This window comes from Sphingobacterium phlebotomi, assembly GCF_008180195.1.
Taxonomy (GTDB): domain Bacteria; phylum Bacteroidota; class Bacteroidia; order Sphingobacteriales; family Sphingobacteriaceae; genus Sphingobacterium; species Sphingobacterium phlebotomi.
On the sequence record NZ_VTAV01000016.1, the window covers coordinates 13,003 to 34,710 of the forward strand.

Here is a 21,708-nt window from a genome sequence, read left to right on the forward strand (position 1 = left end):
TAATATCTTATATCTCATAACTAATTTCTTGGCCAAACGTTATTATTCGGATCTATATCCGGATAGACGTTGTCCGGGTCAATAACCACTTTCGTTAGCTTTTCCGTAGACTTGAGCTTAAAACGCCAAGATGTATTACGTTGCCATACTTCTACGGGTATTTTTTTTCTTATTTTTTCTCCGGACTCGGTCGTCGCTTCGATAATGACGGGCATCGGCAATTTTTGTAGGTTGTCGATGGTGATGATGGCACCATTTTTAGGATCTAAACCTTCATATTCTACCGATCGGACAGCTTGGTCTAATGCCCAGTTGTTTTTAAACCATCCACGCCAAAACCAAGCTAAATTTTCACCTGTTTCATTTTCAATCGTACGGAAAAAATCATCTGGAGTAGGATGTCTATATGCCCAATATTCAATATACTTGCGAAAAGCCTTGTCAAAACGCTCAGCACCGATCACCTCATCACGTAATAACCGTATACCGTACGCGGGTTTGTAATAGGCGAGGATACCAATGTTTTTTTCTTTCATATTCTGAGGAGAAGACATAATAGGTTCTAGATCAGGTCTGGAAAACGCATGGGCCATACTATTACGGTTCCCAAATTTTTTATGGTATTCTCCCTTATTAAATTCTTCGGTAGATAATTCGTTAATAAACGTATTGAAGCCTTCATCCATCCAAGCGTGCAGACGCTCGTTGCTCCCAACAATCATCGGGAACCAGTTATGACCAAACTCATGGTCAGTCACACCCCATAAGTTTCCCGCTTTTGCTGTATAACCACAGAAAGAGATGCCGGGGTATTCCATGCCTCCTACATTAGAGGCTACGTTGACGGCTACAGGATACGGATATTCAAGCCACTTTTTACTATAGTGCTCGACAGATGCTTTCGTATATTCTGTTGAACGCTCCCAAGCATTGCCTCCATTGCTTTCAGCAGGATAGGCAGACAGCGCCAATGCACTTTTTCCACTAGGGTTGTTTATTTTTGCACCGTCAATAATAAAAGCTTTGGAAGAAGCCCAGGCGAAGTCATGGGCATTATCCAATTTATATTTCCATGTCAGCCGTTTTTTATTTGGGCGTGAAGCAGCGTTAGTTACCTCTTCTGCCGATCGAATCAAAACCGTTTTTTCGCTTTCAGATGCTTGTTTATATCGAGAAAGTTGTTCGGAAGTCCATACTTCGGTGGGATTAAGAAGCTCACCTCCCGCTACGACGATGTGGTCGGCAGGAGCATCGATTTCTACGCGATAATCACCAAATTCAAGATAGAATTCACCTGGTCCAGTATAAGGTTCTGTATTCCAGCCTAAAATATCGTCGTAGACACATACTCGGGGGTACCATTGCGCGATGGTATATATCTTTCCATTTTTAGTGTCCAATATGCCTGTCCGGTCAGCGCCGTATTCCGGAACAGTATAGGAAAATTCTATTTCTAAGTTAACGGAATGACCACCAGCTTTTAGCACTTTAGGTAATTCCAATCGCATTCGTGTATCAATGACTTCGTAAGATGCTGTTGAACCGTCTGAAAAACGGAGATTCGTTAATTGAAAACCACCGTTGAAATTGGATGCTGCAGAGCCGTAGCGACTATCCTGCAGTGGAATGGTAGCTTGTCCTCGTGAATCTTCGTGGAAGAGATTTTGGTCCAGTTGAAACCAAATATACTGTAAATCGTCAGGACTGTTGTTCGTATAGTTGATGGTTAAATGTCCCGAAACTTGGTTGGTTTGTTCGTCTAGGGATACTTTGATAGTATAGTCTGCTCGGTTTTGCCAGTAGGCATGTCCCGGTTTCCCGCTGGCGGAACGATAAGGAGAACCGTTTTGTGTATAAAAAATGGGATGAAAAGCTTCTGTATAATTGTATACACTGTTTGTTTGTGCACTTACCAGACCCGTGGCTAGCAGTATAGCGGAAAGTGCTGTACAAATATTTTTTTTAATCATAGTACTATTTAAGTTTTGCTCTATATTCCTCTTCATCGAAACCTAATATAATACCTTTAGGTGATTTTATTAACGGTCTCTTAATCATGCTATTGTTTTTTAAAAGAACTTGATTAGCAGAATGGGCATCAATAACCGTAGCTTGTTCTTCCGGACTGAGTTTCCGCCAGGTTGTACCTTTTTTATTTACTAAGGTTTCCCAGGAAATTTCTTTTTCCCATGCTTCCAATTGCTCCAGCGCGGCTGGTTCTTTTTTGTAATCATGAAAAGTGTAAGCGATTTTGTTTTCGTCAAGCCATGTCAAGGCTTTTTTTACCGTACTGCAATTCTTAATGCCGTATACCTGTAGCGCCATGATTTGTTTTCTTTATTTTTATGTTGAGATAAAGATATTAATATTATTAAAAATAGCGGTATTCTAATGGAATTATATAATTTATATAGTGTATTTTTTACACTAACTGTTGTGTGGTATAAAAAAACTCCATACCTTTAGTTTCTAATAACACAAATAATAGAAAAAATATGAGCCTAAAAGATTTTAAGGGTGTTTTAACTGGCGATCAAGTACAAGAGCTTTTTGAGATTGCTAAAAAACATAAATTTGCTTTACCAGCGGTAAACGTGATCGGAACAAATTCTATCAATGCCGTTATGGAGACAGCAAAAGCGGTAAACTCACCTGTCATTATTCAATTATCCAATGGTGGAGCACAGTTCTACGCAGGAAAATCATTGAACAATGATGGATTGCAAGCCTGTATTTTGGGTGCAGTTTCGGCTGCTCAGCATGTTCATCTGTTAGCAGAGCATTATGGAGTGGCGGTTATATTACATACAGACCACGCGGCGAAAAAGTTATTGCCATGGATTGACGGTCTTTTGGATGCGGGCGAAAAATTCTTTGCACAACATGGTAAACCATTGTTCTCTTCCCACATGCTAGATCTGTCAGAAGAGCCAATCGAAGAAAATATTGAGATTTCCAGAAAATATTTGGAGCGCATGAAGCCGCTTGGCATGACGGTCGAAATTGAACTGGGTGTAACGGGCGGAGAGGAAGACGGTGTCGATAATACAGATGTAGATAGCTCGAAATTGTATACGCAGCCGGAAGAGGTAGCTTATGCCTACGAAGAGCTATCCAAAGTTTCTGATAAATTTACAGTAGCCGCTGCATTTGGAAACGTGCACGGTGTATATAAACCAGGTAATGTGAAATTACAACCGGTTATTTTGCATAACTCACAGGAATATATCCGTGAGAAATTTAATCTGTCCGCAGAGAAACCGGTAAATTTTGTTTTCCATGGAGGTTCAGGATCTTCACCGGAGGAGATTACCGAAGCTATTTCGTATGGTGCTATTAAAATGAACATCGATACCGATATGCAATGGGCATTCTGGGATGGTGTTCGTGCTTATGAAGCAAAAAACCGAGACTATTTGCAAGCGCAAATTGGCAACCCGGAAGGTGCGGATTCTCCAAACAAAAAATATTACGATCCACGCGTGTGGTTACGTAAAGGCGAGGATGCGTTTGTAGAACGTTTAAAACAAGCCTTTAACGAGTTAAATGCTATCGACGTGAATACGAAATTGTAAGGATTCACCGTCGATTTACGCTACAATTTAGCTCACGGTCTAAAACCGTGGGCTAATTTTTTTTTATTTTTTTTGTATCACTCTTTTTGCTATATTTATAGAAGAACGATATAGATGATGAATAAGCAACGGTTTTTGAGTTTTTTGGAGTTTGAGAAACGTTATTCTGCTCATACCATTTCGGCCTATGCGTTGGAGATAGATCGTTTCCTGAATTTTCTATCAACCGAAACAATTGCTTTTGAAGAAGTAGACTATCGAGTTATCCGACATTACTTGGCAGTAATGAAAGAGAACGGTAGACAGGCGTCGAGTATTAATCGCTCTATATCGTCCTTGCGTTCTTTTTATAAATTTTTAGTCAGAGAAGGCTTTGTGACTTCAAGCCCTATGCAGTTGGTCCATGCACTCAAAACGCCCAAGAAATTGCCTGTAGTGGTCCAGCAGGAAAAAATGGTGGACTTATTAGATACCGGTGGTACGGATCCAGAAAGTTTTGAAGAGGCACGCGACTTTGTTATTTTAGAGCTATTGTTTGGAACAGGGATACGGCTTTCGGAATTGCTTGCGATTCAAGAGCGCGATATCGATACCTATAACAAAAGGATACTCATATTTGGAAAACGAGGTAAAGAAAGGTTAGTGCCTGTGCACCAAACACTGTTGGAAGAAATTAGACGCTATTTAATGTTGAAATATGTACAAGATTTTAAAAACAAATCGCCCTATTTAATCGTTACCAAAGAAGGAAAGCAGGCTTATCCCTCATTGATTTATCGGACAGTACAGCGGTACTTGGGACGGATTACTTCTCAGCAGAAAAGAAGCCCACATGTGTTGCGACACACCTTTGCCACCACGCTCTTGAATAATGGAGCGGATTTGAATGCAATAAAGGAATTACTAGGACACGCTGGTTTAGCGGCAACGCAAGTTTACACGCACAACTCTGTGGAAAGATTAAAATCTATTTATAAACAAGCCCATCCAAAGGCTTAAACAAAAAAGGAGGAAAAATGAACATTACTGTGCAATCTATCAAGTTTGATGCTGATCAAAAGTTAGTGGATTTTATCAAGAAGAAAACAGCTAAATTAGAACAGTTTTTGGACAACATCATCGAAAGTGTATGTTATCTTCGTTTGGAAAATGTAGACGATGAAGCCAACAAAGTGGTGGAATTGAAGATGAACGTACCTGGTAACCAATTATTTGCCAAGGCACAGGCGAAAAGTTTCGAAGAAGCAACTGATCTTGCTGTAGAATCGCTACGACGACAGATCAATAAACATAAGACAAAGACCAGGACAGCAGTAAGTAATCACAAAGAGTTATTAAGTAATCCCGAAGAAGAATTTTAAGAAAACGAATGGGAAAAGGGAAAAGCTGATCGAAAGATCAGCTTTTTTTATATACTTTCTATGGAATTTATTTGGATTGAATCTGAATAAGATATATATTTGCTCAGCGAATTCAAAAGAAAGATGATTTGTCCATTAGCACAAGTAGAAGAAGTATTTAAAACAACCCACGGAGCTGTATACCAATGTAGTCGAAAAAACTGCTATTGGCTAGAGTTTCAACAAACAACTACGGCATTTAAAATTTCTGATTTTTTTCTGTTAAAGAAACGTATAGACGCCTTGGATATCGCTCGGATGTTGGCCGACACTTCACGTGCTGCTGATTTCGAGATCATCATGCCTCACCGTACAGACAGATGCTTTATTCTTTCCGTTCAGGATATTCTAAACTTAAGGGAAATTTTAACCGGAGCGAAGTTTATGATAGAGCTGAATAGCGAAGTGAAGAAAATTCTTCGTAAAGATGCTGTTCTTGCCATTTAACCTTTTTAATTGTACTGATTCTAAACAAGTTAGGTGGGTTGAGATGTAATTTAGACTTAATTTGTATTGCACTTTCTTTATCCTTTTTGAGCTTTCTTGATTTATCTTTGCATAAACAATGTGAGGGATACATTGTTATAGTAAGTAGAGTATTAAGATTATTTAAAGCAAAATAAACATGAAAGATTTATTGAAACTAAAGTCTTCGTTGTCAGAAGAAATAGAAAATATATTAAATGCACAGGTGAAAGTTGAAGCGCATGCATCGGCACTTTACTTAGCGATGTCTTCTTGGTGTGATGATCAAGGGTTTGACAATTCAGCGACGTTTTTTGCAAAACAAGCGGATGAAGAACGCGAACATATGTTGAAACTGTTTAACTACATCAATAATCGTGGCGGGCGTGCTATTTCTCCCGAGATTACCAACATTCCTGTTGATTTTGAATCTTTCCGCGGCGTCTTTGAACAAACATTGGAACAAGAAATGCACGTCACAGAACAGTTTAATAATATCGCGGACAAATGTATGAAAGCGAAAGACTATGTCACATTCAATTTTGTCCAATGGTTTTTAGAAGAACAAGTGGAAGAAGAATATATAGCCCGTCGTATTTTAGAATTGTTTGATGTGATTGGCGAAGAGGGTACAGGTCGCTGGGAAATTGATAAACATTTAGTTAAAGTAACATTTGACGGCGAATAATTTCAGAAAAAAGCTACGCAAGCGGGTCGTTTCGAAAAGGAATGACCCGCTTTCCTTTTATACGGAAAAGACGTAATACAGCGTTATTATATAAACTTTTATTGAATTTCATTTTTTTTATTATATTGACGCAAATGCGTAAACATTAGCTTTTTGTGGGACATCGTCGGTATCTTATATTTCTGATTGCAACGCTCTTTTCTGTTGGATTGGGTTCTGTTGGAGCGAAAGCCCAAACAGAACCACGGCAGATTCAGGGATTTGTTGTCGATACTATTGGAGCAAGATTAAAGGGTGTTACGATACGGCTGACGAGTACACAAGATACAGTTACGGTAATTAGCTCAAATGCTGGATATTATCGCATAAAGGATGTTAAGGGGTCGGATATCCGGATTTCCTATAGCATGTTGGGGCATCAGATTGTCAACAGGACTTTGTCATCACAAAATTTATCCAGCTTTATTGTTATGCCAAATGTGGTGCTTAGGCCGCAGAGCTCGTTGATAGAGGGTGTATATGTTGTAAAAACTATTCCGGTAGTTTATGCCAATGACACTATTCAATATAACATGGATGCGTTTACCTTTCGTACAAATTCACTTTTAGAGGAAGCTTTGAAGCAGTTACCAGGTATCCAAGTTTCTCGTGATGGTACGGTATATGCGCAAGGAAAACCTATTTCATATGTACAGGTGGACGGTAGAAAATTCTTTGGAGGCGATGTACTGACAGCTACACGCAATTTGCCTGCAGATTTTATCAAGAGCATACAGATATTAAACCATCGTGATAACCATACAACGGATAGGAGCTTTACGACAGAGGACCCCGATAAAATTCTTAATATTGTTCTCAAGGATGACCGTAAGCGTATTTCTTTTGGCCAATTAACCGCAGGGATGGGGACGAGTGAGCGCTATATCGGTAGTGCAGGTCTTAATCGTTTTGATGACGGGCAGGAATTTTCGCTGATAGGCTCCATAAACAATACCAATACGAGCTTATTTTCTTTTGGTTCGCCGACTGGGATGGGAGAAAGGGAAAAATCACTTTTTGATGTTAATGATTTTGTAGACCCAACAGATGGTCTCAATAATATAAAATCATTAGGGCTTAGCTTTTCAGACAATCTCGCTGAAAATACCCAGTTCAATGCTAGCTATAGTTTCACGAAGAAGAAAAATATTACCGAGGGAAATTCCATTCTGAAATCGTACTATGATCGATTTGACCAGAATTCGATTTCCAATGCAGAAGACTACCGTACTATCAATGATGATAATTTTCATCGACTCACGGCGGAGCTTAAACATCGCTTCAAGAATCACGATATTTTAGAAGTAAAACCGGTATTTTCCTATAACAAGGTGTATTTTTGGAATAAGAGGGAAAGACGGATTAACAATAACAAAATAACAAACCGGGGAGAATACCAAGATTCTTCCTATCAAACGAACCCTAATTTGGATCTTGACATGCTGTATGCTAAAGCATTCCAAAAACCAGGTAGAAAATTATTGGGAAGTGTTTCCTTTAACTTTAACAGCCAACGCAAACTGGAAGATGTATTGGATGAATATATATCTGTGGATTCCACACCGGTCGACCCGATATATAGTCTATTCGAGCAACGATATTTTATTCAGCAACGTAACGGAACAGACGGTGTTAGGGCTTCGGTTTCTTTCGTTGAACCGTTTTCAGAATATAGTACCTTGGAGTTTCTCTACAACTATGAACTAACGGATATGACCACGCAGCGAATTGTAGAAGATAAACTTAAAACAGAGGAACTTGGTTACTTCTTCTATGTAGATTCTTTGGGTGTGAATTATAATTACCGCTTTAGAAATAGCCGTATGGGGCTAAACTATCAATACACGCCGAATAAAGCCTTTAAAGCAAATATTGGATTTGCTGTGCAACCTGTGAAGTTGACAGGTTTTCTGCCGAGGGAAGACATGCAGTATACGTATGAAAATGTGAACCTGGTGCCTACAGCGGGTTTTAAATGGCGATTGAATGAAGAAGCGGATTGGAGTGTTGATTACGTGGGTAAAAATAATCAACCTAACCTGTTGCATATCATTCCCGTACGTGATAACAGTAACTCACAAAATATTATCATTGGAAATCCTGAACTGAAAGCAGAATTTTCGAACAGGATCAGCACGACATTGCGGAAATTCGTAACCTCTAGAGGGCAATATTTTGAAACGAATTTTGCTTACAACTATGTGGCTAACAAGATTGTATCCGATAAGACAGCATTCTCCGGTTCCACTATACAGGAAACCACATTTAAAAATACGGACGGCTATTATGATATTAAATGGTATTATCTCTTCAATACCCCATTATTCAATGAGGATGTGCAATTGGATATTAGTGGAAATGCAGATTATTACAATAACTTATCGTATGTGAACGATCAACGGAATAAAACCAAACAATTTATATATTCTCAGTCTGCTCAATTACGTTATACATGGAGCGATTATTTTGAATCCATGTTTAGTGCTAATTATCTTTTAAATAATGCAAGCTATACTTGGCCCCTTCGTACGGAAATTACGGGGCATAGTTTGCTGGCAAGTGCCGCTACAAAAGGTTATATAGGAGAATACGTAACGTTGGGTGCAGAAATGTCACAACGATTCAATTCAGGCTATGCCAGTAGTTTTATGAATATTAATCCTACGATCATTAATGCTTACCTGGAATTTTCGTTTCTGCATAATAAGAGAGCGTTGTTGCGTCTCCAGGGATTTGATTTGTTAGATCAGAATAAAAATATGGGTACATATAGTGAATACATAGGTAATGATGTGTATGAAGCGCGAAATAATCGGCTTGGACGTTACTTTATGGTCACATTAAACATGCGTTTGCAGAAGTATCCGAAAAAAAGATAAATATGATGAAGGCTATTATCATCACGAAAGCAGGTGGTCCAGATGTTTTGGAGATTCAACAACGTGCTATGCCAGATATAGCGGCATATGAAGTATTGATACAGGTCAAAGCAGCCGGAATAAACCGTCCGGATATTTTTCAACGGAAAGGAAATTACCCTGCTCCGCAAGGTGTGGTTGAAGATATTCCGGGACTTGAAGTGGCAGGGATTATTGCACAAGTGGGTACGGCAATAACGAAATGGAAAGTAGGAGATAGGGTATGTTGTCTTATAGCCGGAGGTGGGTATGCGGAATACATAGCCGCTCATCAGGATATGTGTCTTCCCATCCCCGAAGGAATCAGTTTTGAAGAAGCTGCGATCTTGCCGGAAACCGTATATACGGTTTGGGATAATGTGTTTCGGCGTGGCGCACTGCAGCAAGGGGAGTGCATTTTGATTCATGGTGGCGCGGGCGGAATTGGCAGTACGGCTATACAGCTGGCGAAAGTCTTTGGCGCAAGGGTATTGACGACCGTTAGCAACGAGGAAAAAGAAGCCTATTGTCGGCAGTTGGGCGCTGATAGCGTCGTTAATTACCGAAAAAGTGACTTTAGAGAAGCTTTAGGTGAAGAAAAGGTGGATGTGGTGCTAGATAGTATCGGGGGGGATTATTTCCAGAAAAACCTCGACTTATTGAATACGGACGGTCGGTTGATCTATATCAACGCGATGAAAGGACATCGAGTGGAGCTTGATATTCTAAAATTAATGCAAAAACGTATTCTCCTAACGGGAAGTACGTTGCGTGCCCGCGATCTTTCTTTTAAAATATCACTGACGCGGGATATACACCAACACGTTTGGCCACTTATTGGAAAATCATTTCAGCCTCAATTGTTTAAAGTATTTCCTTTGGAAGATGTGGCGAAAGCCCATGAATTGATGGAGGATAGCGCTTTTTTGGGAAAGCTTGCACTTATAGTTTGAAAGAAAAGCGGACGTTATTTTTCGTCCACTTTTTCTTTAATAGGCGAGCGTTCATAGGCGTGTTCAAAATACTTTCCCAGCGTTATTGTCCTTTGTATATCCATTTGGTTAATATAATGATGAAACATACCTTCTGAACCATGCCCTGTAGCTTCCATTAATAACGGCGTTGGTATCTTGCCATAAAAATTAGAGGCAAAACTGCGTCTACCTATATGGCTGGATATGGCTTGCCATTTTGGTATTTGGAGTGGTTTGCTACGATGACCGGATCGCTTATTATAGTAGACTATTGTGTGTATATCTGCTAATTTGACGATCTCTTTTATTTGTCTGTTGTATAGTTGTTCTGATATTTTTGGCGGAAATTTGTTTGGATATTTTTCCATAATATGGAGCACTTCGGGATGGAGAGGCAGTAAAATATCCTTTCCTGTTTTCTGCTGCTGAAATGCCAGGCAATTTTTGCCTTTAATGATGTGCAACATATCCGCTCGAAAATTCATAAAATCGGATATACGTTGGCCTGTATAACAACTGATCAAAAGCCAATCTCTAGCATGTTGCAATTCAGAAGGAATAGCGGTTTGTTTTATACTGTTTAATTCTTCTTCCGTGAGCGTAACAAACGGTGTCTTCTTTTTTATTTTTGGCAATTCTAATTCGTATGCGAAGGTTCTTACGCCTCTCTTTTCCAGGAAATTGAGCACTGTTTGGATGAAAGAAATAGTACGATAAAGTGTACTTGGCGAATAGTTTTCCTCAGCGCCAAACAGGAAAAACTGTTTTACAAAGGCAGCGTTGACTTCCTTTATCTTAAAATGTTTCAGAGCGTATCCTTCAAATCGTTGGATGAGACGCAAGAATACATAATATCGTTTTAATGTATTAGGCTCGATGATATGCTTCCGACTCTCGATGTACTCATTGATTTGATAGATAAGATCGTTCCCTTTTGCAGTGGATTTTTGTTTATATGCCTCTAATAAGCAAGCTTGTACACCTTGTTGAACGTTGGTATGGCCCGCTTTCCCGCTTCTTAACCAATTGGCTACTGTAATTTTAATTCTATTTAACTCCTCGTAGATTGTCTTCGCATTTTTTGTGTAGAGGTTTTTCGGACGTTGCTCGGCATAATTCCATTCGTTCTCTGTGATTTGATAAGGAGTATCAAAGGTATAGATATCCTTTGGTAGATGTAATTGTAGGTAGATTGTATTTCTCTCCACAGAGAATCTTATATCAAATGTTTTCATAAGGATGTGGATTGTTTTTTACACGTAGTGTCGCGAAGTTAGGTAAAAAATGTAGTCCTACCGAGACTACATATATAATGGACGATATAACCTATTCATTATTTAGATGAAAAAGTCAAAAAAAGAAACACAAACAGAAGCTGTAAAAGCGATTATTTCGGGAGAGTTGCTTTTAGAGGAGGCTATGGATAAATATAACGTTAAGGATAAACGAACGATGTTGGCTTGGGTGAAAAAAACGATGCCACTCCTAAAAGCATCAGAGTCGGCTTCCTCCAGCCAGCGATCTAAAACTCTTTTTGACATGCCTGTGGAAACCCCTTTGTTGCGTGATACGCATTCGGATTTATACCATAACGATGTACTGCGGGAGAATGCACTATTGAAAAAAGTAATCAACTTACAAGATAAAGTTCGCGAGCTTGAAGAAATGAACGGGCAATTGATAAAATATCGAAACTTTCTCATGGAAAAAGTAAGCTCTCTGGAACTAAAGATGCAATTAAAAGATAAAGAAACTAGGTAGTATTTCTTATATTTAGGTATGGAAACTATAAAATGGGGTATGATTGGCGTTGGTGATGTCACGGAAGTGAAGAGTGGTCCGGCTTTTTACAAAACACCGTATTCTTCGTTATTAGCTGTCACTTCCCGTACTAGAGAGAAAGCTGCTGACTATGCGCTGCGGCATGGCATACCCAAAGTATATCAAGATGTAGCAGCGTTATTGGCTGATCCGGATATTGACATTGTTTACATTGCTACACCTCCAAGTACACATAAAGAATATGCGTTACAGGTGATACAAGCTGGGAAGCCCGTATACGTCGAAAAGCCAATGGCGATGTCGCTTGTAGAGGCTAAGGAGATTTACGATGTGGCAAAGCAAAAAGAAGTTCCGCTATTTGTAGCATTTTATCGTCGGGCGTTACCCTATTTTACACAAGTCAAACAATGGATCGACAAGGGGAAAATTGGAAAAATACTGACAGTATCTGTTCGATTGATACGTGCGCCTTACCTTTCCGATTTAGATCCTGATACGCATACTTGGCGCATAAAAAAAGAAATAGGGGGTGAGGGATATTTTGTTGATATGGCGCCCCATACGCTTGATATATTGGATTATATTATAGGTCCAATAGCGGACATAAAAGGCTACGCAACCAATCTTGCCGGAAATTATGACGTATCGGACAGTGTTTGTGCAAGTTGGCAGCACGACAACGGTGTATTGGCAACAGGAACATGGACATTTTCAAGTGTCAAAGAGGCGGAAGAAGACCAGATTATTATTACTGGAACAACGGGAGAGATACGCTTTAGTACCTTTGATTTCTCACCCGTAGCTTGGATAACATCATCGGGTACTCAATTTTTTGATTTCGAAAAGCCGAAACATATTCAACAGGCCTTAATAGAAACTATTGTACAGGAATTACGTGGTGAGGGATATTGCCCATCAACCGGCGAGAGCGCCATACGAACAACAGCAGTAGTGGAAAAGGTTCTCACAACTTAAATGCTTGCCGGGCAAGAAGCTGCCAATCACCATTCGATTTCACCCACGTCAACATGATACCTAAACGAATATTGGCGGGACCTTTTCCTGGATCGTTCGTTTTGGCATTTAATATGTGGCGGACAATAGCCGTGTTATCCTGCACATCCACCGTTTGTTCAGAGATTTGTATTTCTTCAAAAACCGACGCTCCGGAAACGAGTGTACGTACAAACTGTTCTTTTGTTTCCATCGTACCACTGGAATGTCCATAGCTAAGTTTGTCTGACGTTAGTTTATTTAATACCGGTGCAGCCGGCTTTAACATGGCTTCTGTAAGTGCTTTTGTAGCAATCTCCACCTCTTCTTGCTGGGAACTTTTTTCTTGAGCGGATGTTTTGGAAAAAACGGCTGTCATAACGATAGTTAGCATGACCAAGGATACATTATTATATAATATCATATGTTCGATTGTTTTATTTTGATGATCGAATTTAATGACTCTGATTCGATATTCCAAAGAATATTATTTTTCGAACATTCATAACAGCTCGATGTGTTTTTTGGACTTAGGCTAAAAATCATTATATTGTCTATACGTGTAAGTCTAGTTATCGAAGAAAAACTTTTATAAGAGATCATCAAGAGATGCATCGCGACATCCAAATTAATAAATATTATTATTAGCAACATGGAAACTAATAACTATCAAATACCTGAAAAAACAGGAGGTTACATTCAAACAGAAGAACAATATGGTGCCCACAATTATCATCCACTACCTGTTGTGCTGAGCAAGGGACTGGGACCATTCGTTTGGGATGTGGAGGGCACGCGTTATTACGATTTTCTGTCGGGTTATTCTGCGGTCAACCAAGGACATTGCCATCCAAAGATCATCGACGCCTTGATAGAGCAGGCGAAACAACTAACATTAACGTCGAGAGCTTTTCATAGTGATAAGATGGCGGAATACAGCCGATATATTACGCAGTATTTTGGTTATGATAAAGTATTGCCGATGAATACAGGAGTAGAAGCTGTGGAAACAGCATTAAAATTAGCTCGCAAATGGGGTTATACTGTAAAAGGTGTGCCGGATGGTCGAGCTAAGATTATTACGGTAGAAGGAAATTTTCATGGTCGAACTATTAACGTTATCTCCTTTAGTACCGATCCTACAGCAAGAGTTGGATTTGGACCTTTTATGCCCGGATACATCACGATTCCCTACAACGATCTGAATGCACTTCGTGATGCGCTCGCAGATGAAAACGTTGTGGGTTTTTTGGTTGAGCCTATTCAGGGAGAAGCAGGCGTATATGTTCCGGACGATGGTTATTTGGCAGCCGCCAAAACACTCTGTAAAGAACGCCGTGTACTATTTATAGGAGATGAGATTCAAACGGGCTTGTCGAGAACAGGAAAACTATTGGCATGTGATCATGAAAATGTCCGACCGGATATTCTTATTTTGGGGAAAGCTTTAAGTGGAGGCATTATGCCAATTTCTGCGGTGCTTGCAGACGATGAGATTATGTTGACAATAGCGCCCGGAGAACATGGTTCGACGTACGGAGGTAATCCGTTAGCTTGTGCTGTTGCTATCGCTTCACTGAAAGTGCTGAAAGACGAGAGCCTTACGGATCGTGCCGCAGCGCTTGGGGCCTATTTTCGCTCAGCGTTAAATAAGTTAGTACATCCGGCGATTAAGCAGGTAAGGGGAAAAGGACTCCTTAATGCAATTGTCATTGATCATCCAAAGGATAACGCCGCCGATATTTTGTGCTTGGAACTGCTGAAAAATGGCTTGTTAGCAAAACCTACACATGGCGACAAAATACGTTTTGCACCTCCCTTAGTTATCTCTAAAGAAGAATTAGAAGAGGCCATCGGTATCATTCAAAAATCATTGGCAGTGTTGGATGAACACCGGTAAAGTGGTACGTGTATGTTAATTTAAAGTAATGTGTATGTCTTTTTTTATTCTAAGAAGGCATGAATGTTGTGAACATCAGAAAAGTTGGCTATTTTTAGTAGCAATTTATTTAAGATAATAAGACATTTATGAGAAAGATTTTTTTATCAATGGTGGTGGGTACAGCCATTCTGTTCGCTTCTTGTGGAGGAAACTCTTCCAAGACGCAAGTATCCGAAAAGCAAGAAGTAGCGGAGAAAGAAGGAGATGTATATGTTGCTGATGTGGAAGCTTCCGAAGTGAATTGGAGAGCTACGCACAAAGGTGGCCTTGCTCCGCGTTGGGGTACGCTTTCGATAAGTTCCGGTGAATTATCAGTTACCGATGGAAATGTTAATGCTGGTGATTTTACCATTGACATGAAATCACTACAAGTTGATGCAGCGTCAGTAACGGAAGCAGATAAAAAAGCCAGTGATTTGCAAAATCATTTGAAAAACGAGGACTTTTTTAACGTAGAGAAACATGGAACAGCAACCTTCCATATTACACAGGTTGCTGATTTAGATTTATCTACTGTGAAAGATGGAGTAGTGGGAGCAAATAAACTCGTTAGTGGGAATCTTACCTTACTCGACAGCACGCTGAATATTTCTTTCCCTGCTAAAATCGATGTTCAAGACGAAAAAGTAGCAGTAGAAGCTAAATTTACCGTAAACCGTGTCGATTGGGGAATTAAATTTGGTACTTCGGAATTGGATCCAGCAGAGTGGGGCATAAGCAGAGATATCGAAGTCGGTGTTAATTTTGAAGCTACTAAACAGTAATAAATATAGTATAATATTCTAGAAATGCCTCCTATATACAGGGGGCATTTTCGTTTTTTCTAAAACGAAAAAAGGGCTTTCAAACGGGGAGAATGAAAGCCCTTAACTAACCAATTATAAACCTAAATTATGAAAGTACAAATATAGTGTATTTATTACACTAAGTCAAGCTTTCTTTCTAATTTGTTGTCCTATATTTTGTAACATTTTTATACCTTATCCTAATATATTATTGGTAAATCTCATTTTTATTCCCATTTGAAAATTGCCAATTGTCTTAAATATTTCTTTTAAGGTGGCCTTTTCAATTTTAGTTAACGTATTGATACGAATATAGTTGTTGGGTTCTGACTTCGCTACGAGTATCTGATTGGCTTGGTTTTCTAACCTTAGAGCCATTAAATAATAATAGGACTGATAGAGTTCATGATATTGTTGAGGCGTAAAAACACCTAATTCCATTAATTTTTTTAGCCTTTCTCCGGTATTCTCTTGATATATTCTTTTTTGAAGCGCATATACCCTAACCAGATCCACAATAGGGGTCATGGCATTCTTAATATTGAAAACTTCGGCTTTGTCGATGGTTTCTGTTTTAATATTCTTGAAGAAAGTGAGGGGAGGCTCATATTGCAAGGCATTTTTTGCTGTGAAAGCAAAAAAACGATCGTTTGGTTTTTGGAGTTCTTGCTCTAGAAATTGTTTGAGTTCTTCAATAATATTTTTTTCACCATATAAGAAACGACAGTCAAAAAATGTCGAGAATTTGATTGCGTTTTCAGGTACACTTTCCTCAATCCATTTTTTATAATTACGTTTCCAATGGGATAAAGAATGTGTCCATTCAGGATTGCTGGCCATGTATCCTCCTTCGCAGTAACTAAAACCTATTTCGTTTAAGTGATGTGATACCTTTTTTGCAAACGTTAGAAAATATTTTCGAACCATTTCCCGTTGTTCGTTGGCTTTATCTTCGTAGATAATGGCATTGTCTTGATCGGTTTTCAAAGTCTGCTCTTTTCTTCCCTCGCTTCCTGTAACCATAAAGACAAACTTAGCCGGAGGTTCTCCCATCTCGCGAATTATCCGTTCGATAACTTTAATGGCAATTGTGTCTGCGATCGTCGTAATGACCTGATTAGTAATCTCTGCATTAATCCCTCTACCTAACAATTGTTTGATGATTTCCGGTACATAGTTCCACTTTTGACGTAGCTCTTCGACCGTTTCCGCCAATTTCACGGACTGGATGAAGACCAACGGTGATTGTCCTTGTTCACTTAATATACGATTCCTACTTAAGAACCCTACATATCGGCCATCTTTTTCGACTAAGAGGTAGCGAGTCTTCGTGCTGAACATCATGAGTACCGCTTCATAGAGGTAGGCTTGATGAGATATCGATACGATGGGATTATCCATGACCTCAGCAATTGGCACATGGACATCTATACGCTTAGCGATAACATTGTCCCGAAGCGTCATATCAGTCGCATAGCCTATGATGTTTTGATTTTCGTTTTGAATGAAAAGACAGCTTACGCGATTGTCTGCCATGTGCTTCGCAGCTTTGTAGATTGGTGTATCCGCAGCACAAGAAACAATGTCTTTATAAGCTATCCCGTCTATTTTTCGGGAATAAAGCTGTTCAGCCGCAATATAGCTCTCTTCAAAAGAAGCTGGCGTTTTGACAAAATGTGAAAACTCTTCGTCCAACATCTTCTTGCCAAAGTCCGTAGTATAATATTGAAAAAAATCATCGTAAGCATGGCATAATTCAAGAAACTCCTTACGTGGTAAATTGTATACAATGGTGCCTTTTTTCGCTATGACAGATTTTAATGCTTTCGTTCTGTTGAGGAGAATGGAGATACCGCCAAAACAATATAGAGGATGATGTATCTCAATTGAACGTTTGTTTTCGGAAGAGTCGAAAAAAAAAGTTTCATATTCTCCATTGACGATAATATCGACCCCTTTTACCTCGGTTACCTCCTGTCTATAAGCGAGCGTATCCCGTGTATAAGAAGTCTGTATCAACGATTCGGAAATTCCTCGAAGTAAGCTCTCCGGGAGGAGATCAAAGGGTTTTGTGTTTTTTAAAATTTCAATCAAATCTAGCATAATTTGCTTTTTAACACAATATTAGACATTTTATTTATCTAAAAAGTTAAGTTTTTGTGAAAACAATTTTTGTTGTCGTTCTATATCCAGCCCTGTTATTTCACGGCGACTCCACAGCTCGAAAAAACACTTAGCCGTTGCGTTAGCGTCCTGTTCTGCCTCGTGAATCTCCGTTAATGAGTTATTAAATAGGTATTCGTGAAGTTGCGGCAGCCGGAGATATGTTATCGAAGGGTTGGCAGTGTATTTTTCGCTATCCAACATAGTACAAAAAAACGATTGACTAATGAATGGATTCTTGAGATTCGCTCTGTAATAATCAGCGCTTAGCACCTGCACGTCTAACTCGACAAAATGACCAATAATGAGCGGCTTATATTTTTGTATGTCGTGCGCTAACTTACGTAATACTTCTTTTCTTTTATCTCCATGTTGTTTCAGAAATGTGCTCGTGATGCCGTGTACATTGTAAGATGAGGATGTTATGTCTATATCATCTTCATAAATGTATTTGCTTGTGCGTTTGACTTCAGTTCCGTTGGCTTCATAAACGATCCAAGCGACCTGAATGACGTGTGGCCAGTTTTTTTCATCCGAATAGGGACGATTCCAACGCTGAGGAATACCGGAGGTTTCTGTATCGATAAATAGTAAATGGTTTTTCAAAAACGTGATAATTTATTCGAAATAAATAAAACAACTTGATATGATTTAATCGCTAAGTCCTAAGATAAGGACTGTTTGGATATTAAGCAACAAAAGCTTTCCATCTTAATGGAAAGCTTCTATATCTGTCGGGATGGCCGGATTTGAACCGACGACCTCCAGCACCCCATGCTGGCGCGATACCGGGCTACGCTACATCCCGTAATTCAAAGGCAAACCTAAATAAATTTATTTTTATATGCAATATGAATTGCATCTGCATATAAAAAATTATTTCGCTCTTCTCAGCCGTCAAAAGCTACTTTATAGGCGCTTTTAAAAAAAACATCGACTTTCCGTTAAGTAAGTCGATGAGTGGAAATTTATTACAAAAGCCTTTTAAAGAGCCTCTGCAATAAAATTTCCGTTTTGGTTGATAATATCCTTTTTTGCAATGATTTCCTGTAGGTTAATTTCACCAACGACATATTTGAATTCCTGTCCATAGAAACGTTCTACTATCGAATCAAATTGTATTAGATTCAAGGTTTCGTCTTCTGCATAACGGAAATATACCTTTAATTTATAGTCCGTGCTGTACTGGATTTGGGAGGCGTCAAGATGCTTTTTATACTCATAGCGGTAACCATAACGTAATGCCGTAATATCTGAAAGTACAGCAGAGCCAGTAGGATGCCCACCAGCACCTTTTCCATAGAAAAACTGTTCGTCCGCAAAAGCCGCTTTTACTAAGACACCGTTATTTTCGTTTTCTACATTGAACAAGATATTGTCTGGCGTAACGAACCTTGGCAGTACATACAAGACTACTTGGTTGTTGTTAATTTCTTTTGCGAAAGGCAAGAGTTTGATTTTAAACCCTTTTTCTTTCGCAAAACGGATATCCTGGCTGCCCAATTTATCAATACCGATATTGAGAATATCATCGGGGTTTACATAAATCCCGTATGCGTGGGAGGCCACGATAGCTAGTTTATATTTAGGGTCGAATCCGCCCACATCCAATGTTGGATCTGTTTCGGCAAACCCCAAATCCTGTGCTTGCTTAAGTGCCACATCATAGCTTTGGTTCTCGTTGAAAATCTTTGATAGAATATAATTGGAGGAACCGTTAAAGATCCCGCTCACAGAGTGTAGCAGCTCGTTATCGTAGTATTCCTCGAGATTACGTATAATCGGAATACTTCCACATACTGCTCCTTCGTATAATAACGAGGTTCCATATTCCTGTTGAATAAGCGTAAGTTCTTCCAAGTGAGAAGCAATCATTTTCTTATTGGCAGAGACCACATTTTTGCCAGATTTTAATGCGCGCTTGGTGATTTCGAAGGCTGCATCGGCATCATCGATAAGTTCAACAACGGTATTTATCTCCTCATCTCCCAAAATAGCGTCAGCATCTGTGGTGAATAGGTTTGCCGGTAATGTTCTCCTCTTGTCCGCATTTTTAATAACGAACTTCTTGATCTCTAAATTTAATTTTTTTGTTTTTATAATATCATATAAGCCCTGTCCAACCACACCAAATCCAAACATGCCTATGATTAATCTTTCACTCATTGTTGTTATTTAAATGTTATTTGTTTTTTAACTCTATCACGTATTATCCGTCCTTAACCGCTGGCTATTTGATCTTATCAAATGCTTGTTGCAAATCATCTTTGATATCATCCACATGCTCGATACCTACAGAAATGCGTAATTGTCCGGGGAATACGCCTGCACTTCTTTGTGCTTCTTCGGGAAGCTGTTGATGCGTAGTTGCAGCAGGATGTATGATAAGTGTTTTGGCATCACCCACATTAGCAAGGTGGCTAATCAAATTCAATGAATCAATGAATTCATTTGCTTTTTCTGCTCCGCCTTTAAGCCTGAAAGACAGTACTGATCCATAACCATTTTTCAGATATTTCTGTGCGTTCTGGTGATAAGGATGGCTCTTTAAACCAGGATAGCTTACTTTTTCCACTTGAGGATGTGCCTCTAGCCATTGTGCAATTTCTAAAGCGTTGTCTACGTGGCGCTGTACGCGTAAAGAAAGTGTTTCCACTCCTTGTACCAACAAGAATGAGTTGAAAGGAGATAGTGCCGGACCAAAATCACGCAATCCCTCTACGCGTGCACGGATAGCAAACTGAATGTTGCCAAAAGGACCGTCTGGACCAAAAACGTCAGAGAAGACTAATCCGTGATAACCGTCGGATGGTTCGGAGAACTGCTTGAATTTACCATTTCCCCAATTATAATTACCGCCATCGACGATGACTCCACCGATACTGGTACCGTGACCACCAATCCATTTGGTAGCCGATTCCACGACCACGTTGGCACCGTGTTCTAGCGGTTTGAATAAATATCCTCCTGCTCCAAATGTATTATCGACAATAAACGGTAAATCATATTTCCGTGCTAATGCGGCTATTTTGTCGAAATCAGGAATATTATAACTTGGGTTTCCTATAGTTTCGACATAGAGGGCTTTTGTTTTCTCGTCTATAAGCTTTTCCATATTGTCGGCGTCACTTTCAGCCGCAAAACGCGCCTCGATACCTAGTCGTTTAAATGATACCTTAAATTGGTTATACGTACCGCCGTATAAATTTGCTCCAGCAACGAAATTTTCACCGCTTTCGATGATATTCGTTAAGGCGATAAATTGTGCAGCTTGTCCAGAAGCAACTGCCAAGGCAGCAACGCCGCCTTCCAGAGCTGCGATGCGTTTTTCAAAAGCATCCGTGGTGGGGTTCATGATGCGGGTATAAATATTCCCGAATTGCTTCAATGCAAAAAGATTCGCGCCGTGCTCCGCATTTTCAAACACATAAGAGGTCGTTTGATAAATAGGTAATGCCCTGGATCCTGTGGTTGGGTCTACTTCCTGTCCAGCGTGGACCTGTAACGTTTCGAATTTTAGGTTTTTATTTGTTGACATCGTTTATAATACTTTAATGTATTAAATATAGTGAATTAAATATACATTCCATTCTTTTGAAAGCTGGTCGTTCGTAATTTGGTAATGTAAAGCGTAGGGGAGGAATGTACCAAAACCGACATCACCAAGAACGACTAGCGCATTCGCATAGACATGCGAGTACAACAACAAACGGATGTTGCTAAGCGGAATAGTGTGTTATCAGAAATGTTTAGTTTAAATGTTCCCATTGTCTATTTATTTATATGTTCCAAAACGATATTGTTCCGGACAGGAATTGGCACCTTTTCAATTTTTCTTGCTGGTTGCCAGTGGGTCATTGAGCCAGTCTCTCGCCACTTCTTTATAAACCAAGACCTAACACGATGCGAGGTGTTGATTGGATTTTTTGTGGTGCCAGCTGGATTCGAACCAGCGACACAAGGATTTTCAGTCCTTTGCTCTACCAACTGAGCTATGGCACCTTT

The 21,708-nt window shown here is 39.5% G+C and carries 19 protein-coding genes, 2 tRNA genes and 1 riboswitch; of the genes, 11 read left to right on the forward strand and 10 right to left on the reverse strand.

The window, feature by feature from the left end; all coding sequences use genetic code 11:
* Positions 1-20 precede the first annotated feature (20 nt).
* On the reverse strand, positions 21-1,970 hold the full coding sequence (locus FXV77_RS17590; protein ID WP_187444176.1) for a M1 family metallopeptidase: 1,950 nt from the start codon (positions 1,968-1,970) through the stop codon (positions 21-23).
* A gap of 4 nt (positions 1,971-1,974) precedes the next feature.
* Positions 1,975-2,325: an ArsC family reductase gene (locus FXV77_RS17595; protein ID WP_148920558.1), complete on the reverse strand. Its 351-nt coding sequence runs from the start codon at positions 2,323-2,325 to the stop codon at positions 1,975-1,977.
* A gap of 170 nt (positions 2,326-2,495) precedes the next feature.
* Between FXV77_RS17595 and fbaA the strand changes: the two genes are divergently transcribed.
* The 7 genes from fbaA (at position 2,496) to FXV77_RS17630 (ending at position 10,017) form a co-directional block, all read left to right on the forward strand.
* A complete protein-coding gene (gene fbaA, locus FXV77_RS17600) occupies positions 2,496-3,575 on the forward strand; it encodes a class II fructose-bisphosphate aldolase (protein WP_148920559.1) in 1,080 nt (359 codons plus the stop codon).
* Positions 3,576-3,689: 114 nt separating this feature from the next.
* Entirely contained in the window at positions 3,690-4,574 is an 885-nt protein-coding gene (locus FXV77_RS17605; protein WP_317132163.1) for a tyrosine-type recombinase/integrase, read from the forward strand.
* A 17-nt stretch (positions 4,575-4,591) separates the two neighbouring features.
* A complete protein-coding gene (hpf, locus tag FXV77_RS17610; protein WP_148920560.1) occupies positions 4,592-4,936 on the forward strand; it encodes a ribosome hibernation-promoting factor, HPF/YfiA family in 345 nt (114 codons plus the stop codon).
* Between the two features lie 123 nt (positions 4,937-5,059).
* A complete protein-coding gene (locus FXV77_RS17615) occupies positions 5,060-5,422 on the forward strand; it encodes a hypothetical protein (protein ID WP_148920561.1) in 363 nt (120 codons plus the stop codon).
* A 178-nt stretch (positions 5,423-5,600) separates the two neighbouring features.
* Entirely contained in the window at positions 5,601-6,128 is a 528-nt protein-coding gene (locus tag FXV77_RS17620) for a ferritin (protein ID WP_148920562.1), read from the forward strand.
* A gap of 155 nt (positions 6,129-6,283) precedes the next feature.
* Complete coding sequence (locus tag FXV77_RS17625; RefSeq protein ID WP_246162511.1) at positions 6,284-9,046, forward strand: TonB-dependent receptor; 2,763 nt, start codon at positions 6,284-6,286, stop codon at positions 9,044-9,046.
* A gap of 2 nt (positions 9,047-9,048) precedes the next feature.
* Entirely contained in the window at positions 9,049-10,017 is a 969-nt protein-coding gene (locus FXV77_RS17630) for an NAD(P)H-quinone oxidoreductase (RefSeq protein ID WP_317132164.1), read from the forward strand.
* Positions 10,018-10,031: 14 nt separating this feature from the next.
* Here FXV77_RS17630 and FXV77_RS17635 read toward each other — a convergent pair whose 3' ends face one another.
* Positions 10,032-11,273, reverse strand: coding sequence for a tyrosine-type recombinase/integrase (locus FXV77_RS17635; protein WP_148920563.1), 1,242 nt, complete (start codon positions 11,271-11,273; stop codon positions 10,032-10,034).
* A 106-nt stretch (positions 11,274-11,379) separates the two neighbouring features.
* Between FXV77_RS17635 and FXV77_RS17640 the strand changes: the two genes are divergently transcribed.
* Together FXV77_RS17640 and FXV77_RS17645 are read left to right on the forward strand one after the other, a co-directional pair.
* On the forward strand, positions 11,380-11,799 hold the full coding sequence (locus FXV77_RS17640; protein ID WP_148920564.1) for a hypothetical protein: 420 nt from the start codon (positions 11,380-11,382) through the stop codon (positions 11,797-11,799).
* 18 nt (positions 11,800-11,817) lie between these two features.
* Complete coding sequence (locus tag FXV77_RS17645; RefSeq protein WP_148920565.1) at positions 11,818-12,795, forward strand: Gfo/Idh/MocA family protein; 978 nt, start codon at positions 11,818-11,820, stop codon at positions 12,793-12,795.
* On the opposite strand, the gene FXV77_RS17650 is transcribed toward FXV77_RS17645, so the two are convergent.
* Positions 12,785-13,237: a nuclear transport factor 2 family protein gene (locus FXV77_RS17650; RefSeq protein WP_148920566.1), complete on the reverse strand. Its 453-nt coding sequence runs from the start codon at positions 13,235-13,237 to the stop codon at positions 12,785-12,787. The genes FXV77_RS17645 and FXV77_RS17650 overlap by 11 nt on opposite strands.
* Positions 13,238-13,465: 228 nt before the next feature.
* On the opposite strand from FXV77_RS17650, the gene rocD reads away from it, so the two are divergent.
* The gene (rocD, locus tag FXV77_RS17655; protein WP_148920567.1) at positions 13,466-14,713 is read left to right on the forward strand and encodes an ornithine--oxo-acid transaminase; all 1,248 of its coding nucleotides are present in this window, start codon (positions 13,466-13,468) and stop codon (positions 14,711-14,713) included.
* Positions 14,714-14,841: 128 nt separating this feature from the next.
* On the forward strand, positions 14,842-15,519 hold the full coding sequence (locus tag FXV77_RS17660) for a YceI family protein (RefSeq protein WP_148920568.1): 678 nt from the start codon (positions 14,842-14,844) through the stop codon (positions 15,517-15,519).
* 216 nt (positions 15,520-15,735) lie between these two features.
* Here FXV77_RS17660 and FXV77_RS17665 read toward each other — a convergent pair whose 3' ends face one another.
* The 6 genes from FXV77_RS17665 to FXV77_RS17690 all read right to left on the reverse strand — a co-directional run bounded on the left by FXV77_RS17665 (position 15,736) and on the right by FXV77_RS17690 (position 21,705).
* Entirely contained in the window at positions 15,736-17,643 is a 1,908-nt protein-coding gene (locus FXV77_RS17665; RefSeq protein WP_148920569.1) for a DUF294 nucleotidyltransferase-like domain-containing protein, read from the reverse strand.
* Positions 17,644-17,673: 30 nt separating this feature from the next.
* Complete coding sequence (locus FXV77_RS17670; RefSeq protein ID WP_148920570.1) at positions 17,674-18,309, reverse strand: 3'-5' exonuclease; 636 nt, start codon at positions 18,307-18,309, stop codon at positions 17,674-17,676.
* A gap of 128 nt (positions 18,310-18,437) precedes the next feature.
* Positions 18,438-18,511: transfer RNA gene (locus FXV77_RS17675), tRNA-Pro, on the reverse strand.
* Positions 18,512-18,687: 176 nt separating this feature from the next.
* Complete coding sequence (locus FXV77_RS17680; RefSeq protein ID WP_148920571.1) at positions 18,688-19,869, reverse strand: homoserine dehydrogenase; 1,182 nt, start codon at positions 19,867-19,869, stop codon at positions 18,688-18,690.
* 64 nt (positions 19,870-19,933) lie between these two features.
* On the reverse strand, positions 19,934-21,241 hold the full coding sequence (locus FXV77_RS17685) for an O-acetylhomoserine aminocarboxypropyltransferase/cysteine synthase family protein (RefSeq protein ID WP_148920572.1): 1,308 nt from the start codon (positions 21,239-21,241) through the stop codon (positions 19,934-19,936).
* Between the two features lie 238 nt (positions 21,242-21,479).
* A riboswitch (SAM riboswitch) is annotated at positions 21,480-21,593 on the reverse strand.
* A 39-nt stretch (positions 21,594-21,632) separates the two neighbouring features.
* Positions 21,633-21,705, reverse strand: a tRNA-Phe gene (locus FXV77_RS17690).
* Between the last annotated feature and the right edge of the window lie 3 nt (positions 21,706-21,708).